This is a genomic window from Methylomonas sp. BG-2 (genome assembly GCF_057766305.1).
Genome location: NZ_JBYMAP010000090.1, coordinates 1 through 15,973 on the forward strand (window position 1 = coordinate 1; position 15,973 = coordinate 15,973).

The window sequence follows — 15,973 nt, forward strand, 5'->3', positions numbered from 1 at the left end:
GCAAGGCGGAGATTTTGAAGACGTTGGTGCACCGGCATCCGGGGCGACAAATCGTGTTTGTCGAGGATCGGTTGCCGACACTGCAAAGCGTCAGTCGGCATCCCGAACTAGCGGACGTGAAATTGTGGTTTGCGCTTTGGGGTTACGGCATTCCGGCGGACCGCCATTCCGCTATCCAGCATGCCTTTACGCTCCAACAGCTCGAAGGCTTTTTGGACTGGGCTGAACCGGGCTGTCAGCCAGCAACACCCTAAATCTGGGGCGGGACTCGCGCCAGTGGCTTAATAACTCGGGCCGGCACAGTCAAGGGGTGGTGGGCGCGTTTTCAAGCAAGTGGTAATGGTCCGGGCCGACGCTGATGATGCGTTGGTATGGCTTAGTTTCAATTTCGCGCAGATACGCGATCGAATGGGTCTTGATCAAGCAATAAATCGTATCCCCTTCCTGTAAGGCCATTTCTCTGGCCGCGCCAGGGGTAATTTCGGCCAATAACGCGCCGCCGCAATCGATCTGCACGATCAAACTCTCGCCGCTGCGAATCAGCGCGCAGATACGGCCCTTGATTTGGTTCTGAATCGAAATCCCGCTAAGGTAGCCGCGCGACAACGCGATGTCGTTGGCGCGGATCGATACTTGAGTGCCGCTGCCTGGCGTCAATTGCGGTCTCAGCGGCAGAGCCAGCGGTAAGCCGAAACTGTCCGCCTGGGTGTGGCCCGCCGAATGGTCGTGATGACGTATGGTGACCGGCAGCAGGTTGTCGATCTGACGTATGCCCAGATAACGAAGCATGCCTTGTCCCTTGGCGATTTCTGGTAGCGATCCGCTGCTTGTTACCTTTCCCTGGTCCAGCACGACCAGTTGATCGGTCAAGTCGAGGATTTCCCCCAAGGATTGACTGGCGTAGAGCGCGGGCAGGTTGAGTTCGACTTGAGCGCGCTTGAGTAGCGCCAATAGCGGCGGGCGATAATCATTACCTATCACCGCAAAGGTGTCGTCCAGCAGTAGTAAGCGCGGCGATTTTACCAACGAGCGGGCCAGGGCCACCCGCTGCCGCTCCCCGGCCGAAAGCAGCGGCAAGGGTTGGTCGAGCAGGTTGCCCAATTCAAGTAACTCGATCAAGAACGGTAGCTTGAGTATCCGCCGATGCCTAAGCGTGCGCTCGCGGGCCGCACTCAGGTTTTCGCGAACGGTTTCGGACGGATCGGCGCAATCCAGTTGCAGCACCGCGCCTACCGGCCGCTGTTCGCGCGGCATGACGATACCCTTGCGACTGTCGAACAATATCTTGCCGTCGACCAGAATGTAGCCGCTCTGCGGCTGAATGGCGCCCGCGATCAAACCCAACAAGGTGCTTTTGCCGGCGCCGGATTTCCCGAGTAGGCCCATGCTGTTGTCGTGGATCGCCAGCGAGGTGGTCAGTTCGAAATGGCCTCTGCGCAATTTGACGTTCATTTCTAACAGCATGATGGCCTCGTGGGTTTGGTGATTGGTTCGCGCGATTCTTGGCGAGCCGGGAGTTGGCCGGCGATCGCCGGAATTTCCCCGCCTGCCTTAAAGATCGCGGCTGTCGGCGGGCTTTCTTTGGTGTCCGGCGTTTCGCCGCTTGTCAACCCAAGATCGACTTCGGTGCCAATTCCGCCGACAAAGGCGTTGCCGATGCTGCCTGCGAATTGATGGGGTCCGCTAGTTTTCATGCTTGTGTTCTCGGCCAGGAGATGGGGTCTTCGCTCATTCGGCGAATAGCGAACGGTCAAGTGCTGACTTCCTATAGGCGCGATGGGGATAACGGTTGGGGGATGCCGGAAACAGCCGTCTCGCAACGCTTGAAGAGGAAATTCGATGTGTTAATTTGTACATATCGTAAGGCGTGGCTTTTGCCGAATTAATTCGGGGTTTTTGTTGGTCTACCGAAAGGGTGGCAAGCTGAAAGAAGGCTGTTTTAGCCGATTAATTTAGCTATAATCAGGATTTTACAAGCAGTTTTTAGGCCACTGTATCCGTCGCCGACAAGCACTTTATGGTAGTCGCGGAACGGCGAGTGTGGCTAAAACAGCGGAAATCGTTAGTTATATCTGGGTTTATCGGCTCGGTGGGATGCTGGGAAATGGTGTTAAAGACGACAACGGCGAACCGAAAAATCGTGTGGGAATTGTAGTGTTTGCGACATTGTTAGCGAGCGCTGTCGGCAAATCGCGGTTTTCCGATAAGCCGGAAAGGCTGGTATTCGTGAATAGCCCCAGTTGCGATAGGGGTATGTCTGGCTGGCAAGGCTCTTGCTTAATTAAATTAAACCGAATTTTTCACCTACAGGAGATTCTCCCGATGTTACTCGACAGTTACAACAGCCAAGGCCTATTGACCATTTCTTCGGTATTGGGCAAAACCAGCACTGCGGGTCTGACTGCTTGGCGCGGCGACTTAGTGCTGATCGAAGGTGCCATGCGTGAAGGCGCGACCAATCCCAATGACCGTAACCCGCCCAAACTATTGATTCATCAAGCGGCTATGTTGGCCGATAGCGACAAGATTTTGTTTTTAAACGGTATGATCTATCAGTTGGAATCGCTGGCGGTGTTTGTCGAGAAATACAAAGCCGGGCTGACCGCCGACACGTTGGCGTTAGTTTACGTCGAGAACATTGCCGAGCAGATGGTCGTTCAATTGGAAGGCTTTACTTTCAAATTGTTGCCGTATCGGGAAGGCATGGTTTGGAACGAAACGATGGAATTCTTGTACATCGAAAAAGCCGACCTGAAAGGTCAGTCCGCCGAAGACAAGGTCATCACCGTTTACGAGGCGGCAAAAAGCTTCAAGTTTAAAGGCGAGGCGCTGACTTACGAAGCCGCGTTGACTAAAACCGTCGAAGTTAAACGCGAAGCGAGTTACGGTCCGGTATAACCGATCGGCGACGGGATTAGGGGAGGACTTATGAAAAACTTTAAGACGATTACGGTGGCCGAATCCGAGGCCTTGATCGCCGAACAGCAGCCGATGATCTTGGACTGCCGGGAGCTCAAGGACTACAAGGCCGGGCATATCGACAACGCGATGCATGTACATGAGCAGTTGCGCGACACCTTGATCAGAAAAGCCGATAAGTCCAAGCCCTTGCTGATTTACTGCTATTACGGCCATGCCAGCGAGCACATGGCGGAAATGTTTGGGGACTTCGGTTTTCAGCAGGTTTACAGCATGGCCGGCGGTTACGCCGACTGGAAAGAACAGCACCAACTTTAGGGGTAACGCTATGGAATTATCAAGAGATATCGCGCTCCGCATTGCTTTGGCGTCAAGAGTGTTGCCCGGCGTGGACGTGGCGTCGCTGATAGGAATTCTGCACGAAAAAGTCGGCTCGCCATTGACGGACGAACGCCTGAAAACCATTACCGTCACCAACTTGAAAACCGGGATAGGCAGTCACGACGGCGAGGAAGACGGCGAGGACATCGACATCGGATTGGCCAATATCAAACTGGCGGTGCGTTATTTATGGGGCGAGGAAGATGGCGACGAAGGTTTGCCGGAAATCCTGCCTTATAAGGAAGGCGACATGCCGGAATCGATCCGGGTAGCGATTGCATCCAACAGCGGGCAGTCACTGAACGGGCACTTCGGCTCTTGCATCCGATTTTTGGTTTACCAATTGTCCAAGGATGCTATGCGGCTGGTTGATATTCGCTCCACCGTGGAAGCTGACACGGCCGACGATAAAAACCTGTTCCGGGCCGAATTGATCAAGGATTGCCACGTGTTATTCGTGCAGTCTATTGGCGGGCCGGCCGCCGCGAAAGTGATACGCGCCGATATTTATCCGATCAAGATTCCGGACGTCATCGAAGCTGAAGCGCAGTTGCGCGAATTTCAAAAAGTGTTTGACGCGCCGCCGCCGTGGATGGCTAAGGCATTGGGCAAGAGTGCCGAGGAGCGTAAGCGCTTCGCTCACCAAGAGTAACCAGCGCGGAGTACATGCGGGTTTGGTGTACTCCGATTTTGCTTGGGCTCGATGTAATCCTGCGTTTTCAAGGTTTTTCCATCGTTTTGATAAAGGTATCCGCTTCGTTGATCGATTTTTCCATTTCAACGATGAGCGCGGAAACGTCCGATTTAACCCCGTCGAGTTGGCCTTTTAGCGAGGCGATGGCCTGAGCATTCAAATTGTGCTTCAGAAACAAGACTTGGTCCTTGAAGACTTTCAGCACCGGTTCCAGTTTGGACTCCGCTTTGCGCATTGCCGCCAACAATTGCCGGTACTGGGCTTTGGTGGCCGTTAGCTTTTTACTGCTGGTTTGTCTTAGCGACGCGTTGGTATATTCCTTCAGTTCCGCGTCCCATTCGGTAAACAAAGCGTCCGAAACGTCCTCGATATCGGCGATTCGTTTGTGGATTTCATCCGCCTTCCGGACGCTGGCGTCGTACTCGTCATTCAGTTTTCCATAAGTGGCTTCCAGATCACCGCCCTGAAAATTGGTCAATACCGTGAATTGTTCCAGCGCCGATTTGAATTGTTGTTTGGTCTGCTCCTGAGTCTCGCGAGCTTTTTCGACGCGATGCACCATGACTTCCCGTTTAGGAATGCCGAGTTTTTCCAGACCGCCGTAATAGGCCTTCGAGCAAGCGGTACCTGTCAATACAATCAGGAAAAGGGCGTAACTTAAGCGACTTTTCATTGGGTCACCAGCAAGGGTTAAAGGGTAAAGCGCGCCAGTTTAAAACCTGTTTTCCGCTTAGGCTAGTCCGGAATTCGGTTACGGTGATACTGGCGGATTGCCAACCAGTCGCGAATTTTTCGACAAGGAGTGAGATATTCCTCCAATAGTCGGCCACTGAGGTTGGCATTTGATCAAGAACTGGCTTTTACTTAGTCCCAACACCGCCAAGTCGAATGCCGACGGCTTTGGTGGCCGGGTCTTTAAAAGCAGTTTTTTATCAAATGCCGTGGAGGTTGCCATGAACGAATTTAAAAAAGATTTAATGATAGGGGTTGTTTCATTCACCGGTATCGTCGGATTTATTTCCGGTGAGTTTATTCTTTCGACCTTGATGTTCGGTGTGGCCGCGTTAATGAGCAACATGACGACAGAGTCCGCATATCCGGTTAAGTAGTCTCTCTGATTCTCCATTGGCGGAGATTCGCAAACGAAGCATCCATCGTTCGTTTGTTTTTACGGCCTCGCAATCCCTAGGGTTGCGAGGTTTTTTTTACACCTTCTAAATTTGATTTCATCAGGTTTTCTTGGCGGGTAGGCCGCGCAGGAAGTTGAGTTTTTCTTTAATTTTACTCTCCAAGCCGCGTTCGACCGGAAAGTAATAACGGCGGTTTTGCAATGCATCGGGGAAATAGTTTTCGCCGGCGGCAAATGCATGATCTTCGTCGTGGGCATAGCGGTATTCGGCGCCATAGCCTAAATCCTGCATCAGGCCGGTCGGTGCGTTTCTTAGATGTAGCGGGACTTCCAGTGAGCCGCTTTTATGCGCATCGGCCATGGCCGCCTTGTAGGCCGCGTAGACCGCGTTGCTTTTGGGTGCGCAGGCCAAATAGGTCACGGCTTGCGCCAAAGCCAGCTCACCCTCCGGGCTCCCCAGTCTCTCGTAGGCCTCGGTGGCGTTTAGCGCCAGTTGCAAGCCGCGGGGATCGGCGTTGCCGATGTCTTCGGCAGCCATTCGAATCACTCGTCGCGCGATGTAAAGCGGGTCGCAGCCGCCGTCCAGCATGCGGGCAAACCAATACAGCGCCGCATCCGGATCGGTGCCACGCACTGATTTATGCAAAGCGGAGATTTGGTCGTAAAAAATATCGCCGCGCTTATCGAAGCGGTTTGCGTGGCCTTGCAATACTTCGTCGATCACTCCGGGTCTGACGACTTCCCGTCCGCCCTCGGTCTCGGCCAGATCGACGGCAATTTGCAGAATGTTCAGACTCCTGCGGGCGTCGCCGTCGGCGGCCTTGGCGATCATGATCAGCGTTTCCCGGTCTATATCGATCGGCCGCAAGCCCAACCCGCGCTGTTTATCCTGTAGCGCGCACTCCATCAGTTCGACCAAGGCGTCGGTATCGAGGCTGCGCAGGACGTAGACTCGCAAGCGGGACAACAGCGCATTGTTCAATTCGAACGACGGATTCTCGGTGGTCGCGCCGAACAGCACGATCGCGCCGCTTTCGATGGGAGCTAACAACGAGTCTTGCTGGCTCTTCGAAAAGCGGTGGATTTCGTCAATGAATACGATGGTATTCAAGCCCTGTCGCGCCTTGATTTCTTCAGCTTCGCCCACCGCGGCGCGAATCTCCTTGACGCCAGCCATCACCGCCGACAACTCGATGATATGGCTATGGGTCATGCCGGCGATAATCTTGGCCAGCGTGGTTTTGCCGACGCCCGGCGGTCCCCAAAATACCAGCGAATGCAATATGCCGTTGTCGATAGCGGCCCTCAATGATTTGCCTTTTGCCAGCAGGTGTTGTTGACCGATGAATCCATCGAGGGTGCTGGGGCGCATTTTGGCGGCCAGCGGCATGTAGGCATCGCGTTGGCCGGAGTTTTTGCTATTCATGAACGAGATGAGCGTGGCGGTGAAGATAGATGGGGCCGAGGCTGGTCGTTAAGCGAAACCTCGGCCGAAATAGATAGGCAATATCGGCGTTTTTTAATAGAATTGCCGGCCATTTTAGAGATTCCGCTACCGAAAGCCATGGATTTAAAATTTCTTGATTTTGAACAGCCGATTGCCGAACTGCAAGCGAAGATTGAAGAACTGCGCAAAGTCGAGCTAGACAACAACTTCGATATTTCCGAGACGCTCAAACAGTTGGAGCAGAAGTGCGAAAGTCTGACCGAGAGCATTTTCAGTGACTTGTCCGACTGGCAGATTTCGCAATTGTCCCGCCATCCGGGGCGGCCTTACACGCTGGATTATATCTCGTTAATGTTCACCGAATTCCATGAGTTGCATGGTGATCGGGCCTTCGCGGATGACCCGGCGATCGTTTGCGGTCTGGCGCGCTTGGGTGGTAGGCCGGTCATCGTGATCGGTCATCAAAAAGGCCGAGACACCAAGGAAAAAATTTACCGAAATTTCGGTATGCCGCGTCCGGAAGGCTATCGCAAGGCCTTGCGGGTGATGAAAATGGCCGAACGCTTTCAATTGCCGGTGATTTGCCTGATCGATACGCCCGGCGCCTACCCTGGGATCGGTGCCGAAGAGCGTGGTCAAAGCGAGGCGATTGCCCGTAACTTGTTCGAGATGTCCAAGCTGAGGACGCCGATCATTTGTACCGTGATTGGGGAAGGCGGCTCCGGCGGCGCACTGGCCATTGGGGTGGGCGACCGTTTGTTGATGTTGGAATACAGTACTTACGCGGTGATTTCGCCGGAAGGTTGCGCGTCGATTTTATGGAAAAGCGCCGACAAGGCCCAGTTGGCCGCCGAGGCAATGGGAATCACCTCGGACCGGGTGCGCGAACAAGGATTTTTGGACGAAGTGATCCGCGAGCCGGTCGGTGGCGGTCATCGCAATTTCGCCAAAATCGCCATGAATTTGCAGGAAGCCTTGCTTAGGCATTTGGATGAATTACAGCGCGACGCCGGCGATATGGACCAACTGTTGGAGAAGCGCTATCAACGCATCATGCGTTTCGGTTCGTTTATTGAAGAACCTTTCAAATAATTCGTTGGTTCGGAACAACTGCGTAGAAAAGGCCGACTTCTCTCGGCCTTTTTTTTGGAGCGGTGCTTTATGTTGAGCTTCCAGACGGTGCGTGCCGCGCTACCGGAGCGGGTTGGGCGCTTGTATGTCGCATACAGCGGTGGCGTTGATTCGCACGTGTTACTGCATCTGTGCGCGAGCCAAGCGGACTGGTCGGCCAAGCTGTGCGGGGTCTATGTCGATCACCGTTTGCAAACGGAGTCGGCGGCATGGGGGGGGCACTGTCGTCGGCAATGCGAGGCGTTAGGCGTCGAGTTTTTAGTGTTGACGGTTGATGCCGCGGCCGCGCCAGGGGAAAGTCCCGAGGCGGCCGCTCGCCGGGCTCGATACGCCGCGCTGGCTGATTTACTGGATCGGGACGATGTGGTGCTCGCGGCTCAGCACCGCGAGGATCAACTGGAAACCGTGCTGCTGCAGCTATTTCGCGGTGCCGGCGTGGCGGGGTTGGCGGCGATGCCCAAAGCGACGCCGCTGGGGCGAGGAGCGCTGCTTAGGCCGTTGTTGGAGGTTGGCAAGGCCGATGTTCTGGCTTACGCGCGCCGGCATGGCTTGGTTTGGGTTGACGATCCGAGCAATGCGCTGAACGATTTCGACCGGAATTTTCTGCGAAACCAAGTTTTGCCGCTGATGAAACAACGCTGGCCAGGGCTGGATAAGACGGTGGCGAGGTCGGCCGAGCTGTGCGGCGAGGCCGCGCAGTGCCTGGACGACTGGGCGGAAACCCAATTGGCGGCTGTCTGCGGTTTGGGTGGATGCGAACTGGCTATCGACCAATTGCCGGTCGCGGCGGCCAGCCGCCGCTGGTTGATTCGGCAATGGTTAAAGCGCAACGGCCTCCGGCCACCGAGTCGCTCGATCACCGAAGCGATACTGGCGCAGGTCGTCGATGCGCGCGGCGATGCCAATCCGCAATTGTGCTATCGAGGGACGCTGATTCGGCGATATCGGCGGCACCTGATTTGCGTGCCCGCTCTTCCGGCTCCGCGAGCGGGCGGCGAAGTGGCTTGGCCTCAAGGTGCCTCGCGAATCGAGTTGGGCGACGGTTGCCGCTTGTCCAAGGAAGTTGCCGTTGACGGCATTGCTCAAGCACTTTGGGATCGAGCTGTTGTTACGCTCAGATTCCGATGCGGCGGCGAGAAGTTGAAGCTGCCGGGGAGGGACGGCCGGCATGGTTTGAAAAAGCTCTACCAGGCCGCTGGCATTCCGCCGTGGGAACGGGAGTGGAGACCGTTGATTTATCTGGATGGTCGCTTGGCGGCAGTGGCTGGCCTTTGGGTGGACGAGTGGGCTTGCGGTTCGAAAAACGAACCTTGCTACCAAGTGTCTTGGCAGTTTCCACAAAGCGTGTGATGATGAATGGGTAAACCCTAGTCGGAGAAATGAGATGTTTGCCGAAGTATTGCAATCGGCGATCGTCGGCATGATGATCGCCATTCCCACCATCGTAATCTATAAAAAAGTGGGTTTGAATCCGCTTTGGGCTGGATTGGTGTTTATTCCGGTGTTCGGTTTATTGATCGTATTCATCCAGTTGGCCTTCGCGGAATGGCCAAACGCGCGGAGGGGAGGCTGAGATGACCTTGTTTTTCGTTTTGTTGCCCATTTATATCCTGTTTTGTTTGTGGCTGGGATATCGAATCCTGCAAAAAGCCGGCTTCGATGGGCGCTGGGTTCTCGTGCTGCTGGTACCGGTCTTGAACATTCTCATGGTTTGGGTATTTGCATTCAGCCGTTGGACCGGTTTACGGGAAGATGTCGATCAGGGCTTGTAGCCGACGCTTGGTGGGTCTAAATAAATTTTAACAGCTGTTCGGATCCTTTCGGATTGTAGCCGGAATGAGTCATTTTTCGACGAACGCAACGCCTGAAGGACGCGCGTTTTAATTGTGATTCAACGAGCCGCCTGGCAAGCGCGCGTCGTTGTGCAGAGGTCTAAGCCGCCGAAGGCCTAGACGTTTTAAGTTCAAAATGTTGAACTCCACTGGCCTTAGACGCTGGCAGATTAGCCCGGCAGGCACGGGACAAAGCTGTTAAAATTCCGGTTTACTGTTGACCCCATTGCCATACGCTAGACAGGGCGCAAATTTTTTCATGACAAAATTCATCTTTATCACCGGCGGTGTGGTTTCCTCGTTAGGAAAAGGCATCGCGGCTTCTTCCTTGGCCGCCATATTGGAAGATCGCGGGCTGAAAGTCACTATCACCAAGCTTGATCCCTATATCAACGTTGATCCGGGTACGATGAGTCCTTTCCAGCATGGCGAGGTCTTCGTCACCGAGGATGGCGCTGAAACCGATCTGGACTTGGGCCATTACGAGCGGTTTTTGAAAACCACAATGGCCAAGAAAAACAACTTCACCACCGGCCAGGTGTACGAACAAGTGCTTCGCAACGAGCGCAAGGGCGAATATCTCGGCGCGACGGTGCAAGTGATTCCGCATATCACCGATGAAATTAAACGCCGGGTGTATGCCAGCGCCGAAGGCACCGATGTGGCGCTGATCGAAGTCGGTGGTACGGTCGGCGATATCGAGTCCTTGCCGTTTTTGGAAACCATTCGTCAGATGGGTGTGGAATTGGGTCGCGACCGCGCGTTGTTCATCCATTTGACGCTGGTGCCTTACATTAAATCGGCCGGCGAGATCAAGACCAAGCCGACCCAGCATTCGGTGAAGGAACTGCGGACGATTGGTATTCAGCCGGATATTTTGATCTGCCGTTCCGAGCAGCCGATTCCGGCCAGCGAACGCCGCAAAATCGCGCTGTTTACCAACGTCAACGAGAAAGCGGTGATTTCCGCGATCGATGCCGACACCATTTACCGGATTCCGCTGTTGTTGCGCGAACAAGGTTTGGATGACTTGGTGGTTGGTCAGCTGCGTCTGGATGTGCCGCCGGCCGATTTGACGGCTTGGGAAAAAGTGGTGGACGGTTTGACCCACCCGACCGACGAAGTCGAAATCGCCATCGTCGGCAAATACGTGGACCATACCGACGCCTACAAGTCCTTGAACGAAGCCTTGCTGCACGCCGGCATTCATACCCGCCACAAGGTGCAAATCAAGTACATCGACTCGGAAACCATTGAGCAGGAAGGCACGGCGCAATTGAAGGATGTCGCCGCGATTTTGGTGCCGGGCGGCTTCGGCGAGCGCGGCGTCGAAGGCAAAATATCCACGGTGCGCTTTGCTCGCGAGAATCGAATTCCTTTCCTGGGTATTTGCCTGGGCATGCAGTCGGCGGTCATCGAGTTCGCCCGCAATGTAGTGGGCCTGGAAGGCGCGCACAGTACCGAGTTTTTGCCGAAAAGTCCCCATCCCGTGATTGGTTTGATCACCGAATGGATGGACGAGGCCGGCGCGTTGATTACTCGTGACGAAGATTCCGACATCGGCGGCACGATGCGTTTGGGCGCGCAGAAATGCCGCTTGAAGGACGAATCGCTGGCGTTTGAGGTCTATCAAAAAGACGTGATCACCGAGCGCCACCGCCACCGCTACGAATTCAACAATCAATATTTGAAACCGCTGGAAGCCGCTGGCATGCGCTTTTCCGGCAAGTCCTTGGACGGCCGCTTGGTCGAGATCGTCGAACTGCCCGATCATCCGTGGTTCCTGGCTTGCCAATTTCATCCCGAATTCACTTCGACGCCGCGTAACGGTCATCCGTTGTTTTCCGGTTTCGTCGAAGCCGCCGCCAAACACAAGAAGCAAACTCAAGGTTAAGCATGCAACTCTGCCATTTCGAAGCCGGTCTGGATCGGCCGTTTTTTTTGATCGCCGGTACCTGCGTCATCGAAAGCGAACAAATGACGCTGGATACCGCAGGTTTTTTGAAGGAAATCACCAGCGAACTCGGTATTCCTTTCATCTACAAATCCTCGTTCGACAAGGCCAACCGGTCGTCAATGTCTAGTTTTCGCGGCCTGGGCCTGGAAACCGGCTTGCGGATTCTGGAAAAAGTCAAACAACAACTCGGCGTGCCGGTCTTAACCGACGTGCACGAAGATACGCCGTTGGCCGAAGTGGCTACGGTGGTTGACGTGATGCAAACTCCGGCCTTTTTATGCCGGCAAACTAATTTTATTCAAAGTGTCGCGGCGCAGGGCAAGCCGGTCAATATCAAAAAGGGCCAGTTCATGGCGCCTTGGGACATGGGCAACGTGGTCGCCAAGGCCAAGGCTACCGGCAACGACCAGATCATGGTCTGCGAACGCGGCGTGTCCTTCGGCTACAACAACCTGGTTTCCGATATGCGCTCGTTGGCGGTGATGCGCGACACGCAATGTCCGGTGGTGTTCGACGCGACCCATTCGGTGCAATTGCCGGGCGGCCAGGGCAGTTGTTCCGGCGGCCAGCGCGAGCATGTGCCGGTACTGGCGCGGGCGGCGGTGGCGGTCGGGATTGCCGGTCTGTTCATGGAAACTCACCCGAAACCCGACGAGGCCTTGAGCGACGGGCCCAATTCCTGGCCGTTACACCGCATGAAAGAGTTGCTGGAGACCTTGATGAGCTTGGATCGCGCGGTAAAAGCAGCACCTTTCATCGAGCGTACGTTGCAATAACCGATGGCGCCAGAGTCTTAAAAACAAAACACAATCCACTATCCCACGGAGCATTTGAAGATCATGAGAATCGTTGATGTAAAAGCTAGAGAAGTTCTGGACTCGCGCGGCAATCCGAGCGTCGAGGCCGAAGTTTATTTGGATTCCGGCGTTGTCGGTAGCGCGATGGTACCGTCGGGTGCCTCCACCGGTGAACGCGAAGCGATCGAGTTGCGCGACGGCGACAAAAACCGCTATTTAGGCAAGGGTGTGCTAACTGCGGTCAACAACGTCAATACCGTTTTGAAAGACGCCGTGGTTGGCATGCAAGCGGATAACCAAGCCGCTCTGGACCAAAAAATGATAGACCTGGACGGCACCAACGCGAAAAGCAAGTTGGGCGCCAACGCCATCCTGGGCGTATCGATGGCCGCCGCTCGCGCCGCCGCGCAGGAAGCCGGTAAGCCGCTGTATCAATTTCTGAATACTAGCGGCGAGTTCGTATTGCCGGTACCGATGATGAACATCATCAACGGCGGTTCGCACGCTGACAACAGCGTCGATTTGCAAGAATTCATGATTCTGCCTGTAGGCGCGCCGACCTTCCGCGAAGCCATCCGTTACGGCGCCGAAGTGTTTCATAACCTCGCGAAAGTGTTGAAAGGCAAAGGCCTGGCCACCACCGTCGGCGACGAAGGCGGCTTTGCACCCAATCTGCGCTCCAACGAAGAAGCCATCGAAGTCATCCTGGAAGCCATCGAAAAAGCCGGTTACAAAGCGGGCCAGGACATCTATCTGGGCATGGACGCGGCCGCTTCCGAGTATTTCGAAAACGACAAATACTTTTTGTCCGCCGAAAACCGCAGCTTCACTTCCGCCGAGATGGTCGATTTCCTGGCCAACTGGGTCGATAAATATCCTATCGTCTCGATCGAAGACGGCCTGGATGAAAACGACTGGGACGGCTGGAAACTGCTGACCGAAAAGCTGGGCAACAAAATCCAATTGGTCGGCGACGACTTGTTCGTCACCAATCCGGCGATTTTGCGCGAAGGTATCTCCAAAGGCATCGCCAACTCGATTTTGATCAAGGTCAACCAAATCGGTACCTTGAGCGAAACCCTGGAAGCGATCAGCACCGCCAGTGCCGCCGGCTACACCGCGATCGTTTCGCACCGCTCCGGCGAAACCGAAGACACCACCATCGCGGACCTGGTGGTCGCCACCGGCACAGGCCAGATCAAAACCGGTTCATTGAGCCGCTCCGACCGCGTCGCCAAGTACAACCGTCTGATGAAAATCGAAGACGAGTTGGGCGCCAAAGCCCGCTACGCCGGCCGTAGCGCGTTTAAAATGCTGAAATAATAAAAATGTAGGCTGGGTTGAAGCGAAGGCGGAAACCCAGCATTGAAGTCGCGTGTTGGGTTACGGCTAGCGCCTGACCCAACCTACATGTTCGAGAACCGCCATCAAAACCCTGATCCTTATCATCATCGCCTTGACGCTACACTTCCAGTACCGGTTGTGGTTCGGCGATGCCAGCTTGTCGCAAATTCGCGAGTACCGCGCGCGGCTGGAGGAATTGACCAAGGATGCGCAGGAGAAAAAAGAGCGTAACGACTCGTTGTACGCCGAAGTGCTGGACCTGCGCAAAGGTCTGGAAACCATCGAAGAACGCGCCCGCTACGAACTGGGCATGATCAAGGAAAACGAAACTTTCTTTCAAGTGCTTGAGTAGCGCATGAACCCAATCCCCAAATGCTGGACCGTGGTGCCCGCGGCCGGTGTCGGCAAACGCATGCTGGCCGACCGTCCCAAGCAATATCTGCCGCTGGCCGGCAAGACCGTGATCGAACACACATTGAGTCGCTTGCTGGACTCCGGCGCGTTTCAAAAAGTGGCCGTCGCAATTTCTGTGGAAGACCCGTACTGGCCGGAGCTGGCAATCTCCAAGCATCCCGACGTGATTACCGCTCCCGGCGGCAAGGAACGCGCCGATTCGGTGCTATCGGCGCTGAAAGCCCTGCAAGGTTTGGCCGGTGAAGACGACTGGGTGCTTGTGCACGACGCCGCCCGTCCCTGCCTGACCGCCGACGACATTCATTTGCAAATCGAAACTTTAAAAAACGATGCGGTCGGCGGCATCCTGGCCTTGAGTTCGCACGACACCCTGAAACACGTCGACGGCGACACCATCACGGCAACGATTGATCGCAAACACGTCTGGCGGGCGCTGACGCCGCAAATGTTCAAGTACGCCATGCTGCGCGACGCGCTGCAACAGACCGAAGGCAATCCGGCCGTGACCGACGAAGCCAGCGCGCTGGAAATCCTGGGCTACAAGCCTAAAATCGTCGAAGGCCGCCCCGACAACATCAAAATCACCCGCCCGGAAGATCTGGCCCTGGCGCAATTCTATATGGAGCAACAAGCATGATCCGAGTCGGCATGGGCTACGATGTTCACCGCTTCAACGACGGCGACCACATTATTCTCGGCGGCGTCACCATTCCTTATGAAAAAGGCCTGGAGGCCCATTCCGACGGCGACGTGGTCTTGCACGCGCTGGCGGATGCGATCCTCGGCGCGGCGGCGCTGGGCGACATCGGCAAGCATTTTCCGGATACCGATCCCGAATTCAAGGGCGCCGACAGTCGAGTGTTGTTGCGTCACGTCTACAACATCGTCAAGGACAAGGGCTACAAACTGGTCAACGGCGATGTCACGATCATTGCCCAAGCGCCAAAAATGCTGCCGCACGTGCCGGCCATGCGCGCCAACATCGCCGCCGACCTGGAAACAGACGTCGACTTCATCAACGTCAAAGCCACCACCACCGAGAAACTGGGCTTCGAGGGCCGCAAGGAAGGGATTGCGGTGCAGGCCGTGGTGTTGATCGAAAAGTGACCGAATATGCATTGCCGGACTGGCCGTACGCCTACAGCGGCCCAGCCGGCAGCGGTAACATCAAAACCGTTTACGACGATTTTGTGGTCGAGGAAATCCTCGGCTTCGAACCGGAAGGCAGTGGCGAGCACGTCTTTCTGTTCATTGAAAAAAAAGGCGAAAACACCGAATACGTCGCCCGTCTGCTGGCTCGCCATGCCGGCGTGCGCCAACGCGACATCGGCTACGCTGGTCTGAAGGATAGACATGGCCGGACCCGGCAATGGTTCAGCGTTTGGCTGCCGGGCAAAGTAGACCCCGATTGGGGTGAATTGCAGGGCGACCATCTGAAAATACTGCAATCGGTTCGCCACCCGCGCAAGCTGAAGAGAGGCGTTCTCCAAGGCAATCGCTTCGAGATTTTGATTCGTAACTGGCAAGGCGACCGCGAACGCTTGGAAACTCAGCTTGAAGCTATCAAGCGCTGGGGCTTTCCTAACTATTTCGGCGAGCAACGCTTTGGTTTGCAAGGCCGCAATGTCACGCGCGCGGCCGAAATGTTCGGCGGTGCCAGGGTGAAAGCGGAGCAGCGCTCGATTTATTTGTCGGCGGCTCGGTCCTATTTGTTCAATTTGATTTTGGCCGAACGAGTGGCGTCGGGTAGCTGGAGTAGCGGTCTGACCGGCGAAGTTTTCATGTTAGCCGGCAGTCACAGCTATTTTTTGGCGGATGATGCTGACGCCACGTTGGCGGAGCGGCTCGCGGCCGGCGATATTCAATGCACAGGCGCATTGTGGGGGAAGGGCGTTAGCGGCGTCCGGGCCGCGGCCGCGCAGCTCGAG

Annotated in this window: 18 protein-coding genes and 1 pseudogene; 16 read left to right on the top strand and 3 right to left on the bottom strand. The window is 55.4% G+C overall.

Translation table 11 applies throughout. The annotated features are described in order from the left end of the window. Window positions 1-254: pseudogene (locus AC3B8H_RS10385) on the top strand (hypothetical protein); the annotation flags it as partial. A 49-nt stretch (window positions 255-303) separates the two neighbouring features. On the opposite strand, the gene AC3B8H_RS10390 reads toward AC3B8H_RS10385, so the two are convergent. After that, entirely contained in the window at window positions 304-1,464 is a 1,161-nt protein-coding gene (locus AC3B8H_RS10390) for a molybdenum ABC transporter ATP-binding protein (RefSeq protein WP_488441511.1), read from the bottom strand. A gap of 858 nt (window positions 1,465-2,322) precedes the next feature. Between AC3B8H_RS10390 and AC3B8H_RS10395 the strand changes: the two genes are divergently transcribed. The 3 genes from AC3B8H_RS10395 to AC3B8H_RS10405 are packed head-to-tail and all read left to right on the top strand — an operon-like array spanning window position 2,323 to window position 3,952. Continuing rightward, window positions 2,323-2,898 (top strand): hypothetical protein, encoded by a 576-nt coding sequence (locus AC3B8H_RS10395; protein WP_488441512.1) that lies wholly within the window; start codon window positions 2,323-2,325, stop codon window positions 2,896-2,898. 30 nt (window positions 2,899-2,928) lie between these two features. Next, entirely contained in the window at window positions 2,929-3,237 is a 309-nt protein-coding gene (locus AC3B8H_RS10400; RefSeq protein ID WP_488441513.1) for a rhodanese-like domain-containing protein, read from the top strand. 10 nt (window positions 3,238-3,247) lie between these two features. Further along, complete coding sequence (locus AC3B8H_RS10405; RefSeq protein WP_488441514.1) at window positions 3,248-3,952, top strand: dinitrogenase iron-molybdenum cofactor biosynthesis protein; 705 nt, start codon at window positions 3,248-3,250, stop codon at window positions 3,950-3,952. 67 nt (window positions 3,953-4,019) lie between these two features. Here the strand turns inward: AC3B8H_RS10405 and AC3B8H_RS10410 are convergent, their stop codons facing one another. Continuing rightward, window positions 4,020-4,667: a DUF2959 domain-containing protein gene (locus tag AC3B8H_RS10410; RefSeq protein WP_488441515.1), complete on the bottom strand. Its 648-nt coding sequence runs from the start codon at window positions 4,665-4,667 to the stop codon at window positions 4,020-4,022. Window positions 4,668-4,836: 169 nt separating this feature from the next. Between AC3B8H_RS10410 and AC3B8H_RS10415 the strand changes: the two genes are divergently transcribed. Further along, a complete protein-coding gene (locus AC3B8H_RS10415) occupies window positions 4,837-5,103 on the top strand; it encodes a hypothetical protein (RefSeq protein ID WP_488441516.1) in 267 nt (88 codons plus the stop codon). A 120-nt stretch (window positions 5,104-5,223) separates the two neighbouring features. On the opposite strand, the gene AC3B8H_RS10420 is transcribed toward AC3B8H_RS10415, so the two are convergent. Beyond that, the gene (locus AC3B8H_RS10420) at window positions 5,224-6,549 is read right to left on the bottom strand and encodes a replication-associated recombination protein A (protein WP_488441517.1); all 1,326 of its coding nucleotides are present in this window, start codon (window positions 6,547-6,549) and stop codon (window positions 5,224-5,226) included. Between the two features lie 138 nt (window positions 6,550-6,687). Here AC3B8H_RS10420 and accA point away from each other — a divergent pair, with 138 nt between their 5' ends. The 11 genes from accA to truD form a co-directional block, all read left to right on the top strand. Further along, entirely contained in the window at window positions 6,688-7,662 is a 975-nt protein-coding gene (accA, locus tag AC3B8H_RS10425) for an acetyl-CoA carboxylase carboxyl transferase subunit alpha (RefSeq protein ID WP_488441518.1), read from the top strand. 69 nt (window positions 7,663-7,731) lie between these two features. Then, the gene (gene tilS, locus AC3B8H_RS10430) at window positions 7,732-9,051 is read left to right on the top strand and encodes a tRNA lysidine(34) synthetase TilS (RefSeq protein ID WP_488441519.1); all 1,320 of its coding nucleotides are present in this window, start codon (window positions 7,732-7,734) and stop codon (window positions 9,049-9,051) included. Between the two features lie 34 nt (window positions 9,052-9,085). Continuing rightward, window positions 9,086-9,274: a hypothetical protein gene (locus tag AC3B8H_RS10435; protein WP_064031036.1), complete on the top strand. Its 189-nt coding sequence runs from the start codon at window positions 9,086-9,088 to the stop codon at window positions 9,272-9,274. 1 nt (window position 9,275) lies between these two features. Then, window positions 9,276-9,473: a hypothetical protein gene (locus AC3B8H_RS10440; protein ID WP_488441520.1), complete on the top strand. Its 198-nt coding sequence runs from the start codon at window positions 9,276-9,278 to the stop codon at window positions 9,471-9,473. A 319-nt stretch (window positions 9,474-9,792) separates the two neighbouring features. Beyond that, on the top strand, window positions 9,793-11,427 hold the full coding sequence (gene pyrG / locus AC3B8H_RS10445) for a CTP synthase (RefSeq protein ID WP_488441521.1): 1,635 nt from the start codon (window positions 9,793-9,795) through the stop codon (window positions 11,425-11,427). Between the two features lie 2 nt (window positions 11,428-11,429). Next, window positions 11,430-12,266, top strand: coding sequence for a 3-deoxy-8-phosphooctulonate synthase (kdsA, locus tag AC3B8H_RS10450; RefSeq protein ID WP_488441522.1), 837 nt, complete (start codon window positions 11,430-11,432; stop codon window positions 12,264-12,266). Between the two features lie 60 nt (window positions 12,267-12,326). Then, a complete protein-coding gene (gene eno / locus AC3B8H_RS10455) occupies window positions 12,327-13,610 on the top strand; it encodes a phosphopyruvate hydratase (RefSeq protein ID WP_488441526.1) in 1,284 nt (427 codons plus the stop codon). A 103-nt stretch (window positions 13,611-13,713) separates the two neighbouring features. Beyond that, entirely contained in the window at window positions 13,714-13,983 is a 270-nt protein-coding gene (locus AC3B8H_RS10460) for a septum formation initiator family protein (protein ID WP_488441527.1), read from the top strand. A 3-nt stretch (window positions 13,984-13,986) separates the two neighbouring features. Next, complete coding sequence (gene ispD / locus AC3B8H_RS10465; protein ID WP_488441523.1) at window positions 13,987-14,682, top strand: 2-C-methyl-D-erythritol 4-phosphate cytidylyltransferase; 696 nt, start codon at window positions 13,987-13,989, stop codon at window positions 14,680-14,682. Further along, the gene (ispF, locus tag AC3B8H_RS10470; RefSeq protein ID WP_488441524.1) at window positions 14,679-15,152 is read left to right on the top strand and encodes a 2-C-methyl-D-erythritol 2,4-cyclodiphosphate synthase; all 474 of its coding nucleotides are present in this window, start codon (window positions 14,679-14,681) and stop codon (window positions 15,150-15,152) included. Before ispD ends, ispF begins: the two co-directional genes overlap by 4 nt. Beyond that, a partial coding sequence (truD, locus tag AC3B8H_RS10475; protein WP_488441525.1) for a tRNA pseudouridine(13) synthase TruD occupies window positions 15,149-15,973 on the top strand: 825 nt, incomplete at its 3' end. The genes ispF and truD, both read left to right, overlap by 4 nt.

What these genes read in the sequence shown, in the direction of transcription:
- AC3B8H_RS10410 (WP_488441515.1), bottom strand. Translation starts at nt 4,667, where the DNA reads ATGAAAAGTCGCTTAAGTTACGCCCTTTTCCTGATTGTATTGACAGGT.
- AC3B8H_RS10390 (WP_488441511.1), bottom strand. Translation starts at nt 1,464, where the DNA reads ATGCTGTTAGAAATGAACGTCAAATTGCGCAGAGGCCATTTCGAACTG.
- AC3B8H_RS10420 (WP_488441517.1), bottom strand. Translation starts at nt 6,549, where the DNA reads ATGAATAGCAAAAACTCCGGCCAACGCGATGCCTACATGCCGCTGGCC.
- AC3B8H_RS10435 (WP_064031036.1), top strand. Translation starts at nt 9,086, where the DNA reads ATGTTTGCCGAAGTATTGCAATCGGCGATCGTCGGCATGATGATCGCC.
- pyrG (WP_488441521.1), top strand. Translation starts at nt 9,793, where the DNA reads ATGACAAAATTCATCTTTATCACCGGCGGTGTGGTTTCCTCGTTAGGA.
- AC3B8H_RS10405 (WP_488441514.1), top strand. Translation starts at nt 3,248, where the DNA reads ATGGAATTATCAAGAGATATCGCGCTCCGCATTGCTTTGGCGTCAAGA.
- ispF (WP_488441524.1), top strand. Translation starts at nt 14,679, where the DNA reads ATGATCCGAGTCGGCATGGGCTACGATGTTCACCGCTTCAACGACGGC.
- AC3B8H_RS10395 (WP_488441512.1), top strand. Translation starts at nt 2,323, where the DNA reads ATGTTACTCGACAGTTACAACAGCCAAGGCCTATTGACCATTTCTTCG.
- AC3B8H_RS10440 (WP_488441520.1), top strand. Translation starts at nt 9,276, where the DNA reads ATGACCTTGTTTTTCGTTTTGTTGCCCATTTATATCCTGTTTTGTTTG.
- tilS (WP_488441519.1), top strand. Translation starts at nt 7,732, where the DNA reads ATGTTGAGCTTCCAGACGGTGCGTGCCGCGCTACCGGAGCGGGTTGGG.
- AC3B8H_RS10400 (WP_488441513.1), top strand. Translation starts at nt 2,929, where the DNA reads ATGAAAAACTTTAAGACGATTACGGTGGCCGAATCCGAGGCCTTGATC.
- kdsA (WP_488441522.1), top strand. Translation starts at nt 11,430, where the DNA reads ATGCAACTCTGCCATTTCGAAGCCGGTCTGGATCGGCCGTTTTTTTTG.
- accA (WP_488441518.1), top strand. Translation starts at nt 6,688, where the DNA reads ATGGATTTAAAATTTCTTGATTTTGAACAGCCGATTGCCGAACTGCAA.
- ispD (WP_488441523.1), top strand. Translation starts at nt 13,987, where the DNA reads ATGAACCCAATCCCCAAATGCTGGACCGTGGTGCCCGCGGCCGGTGTC.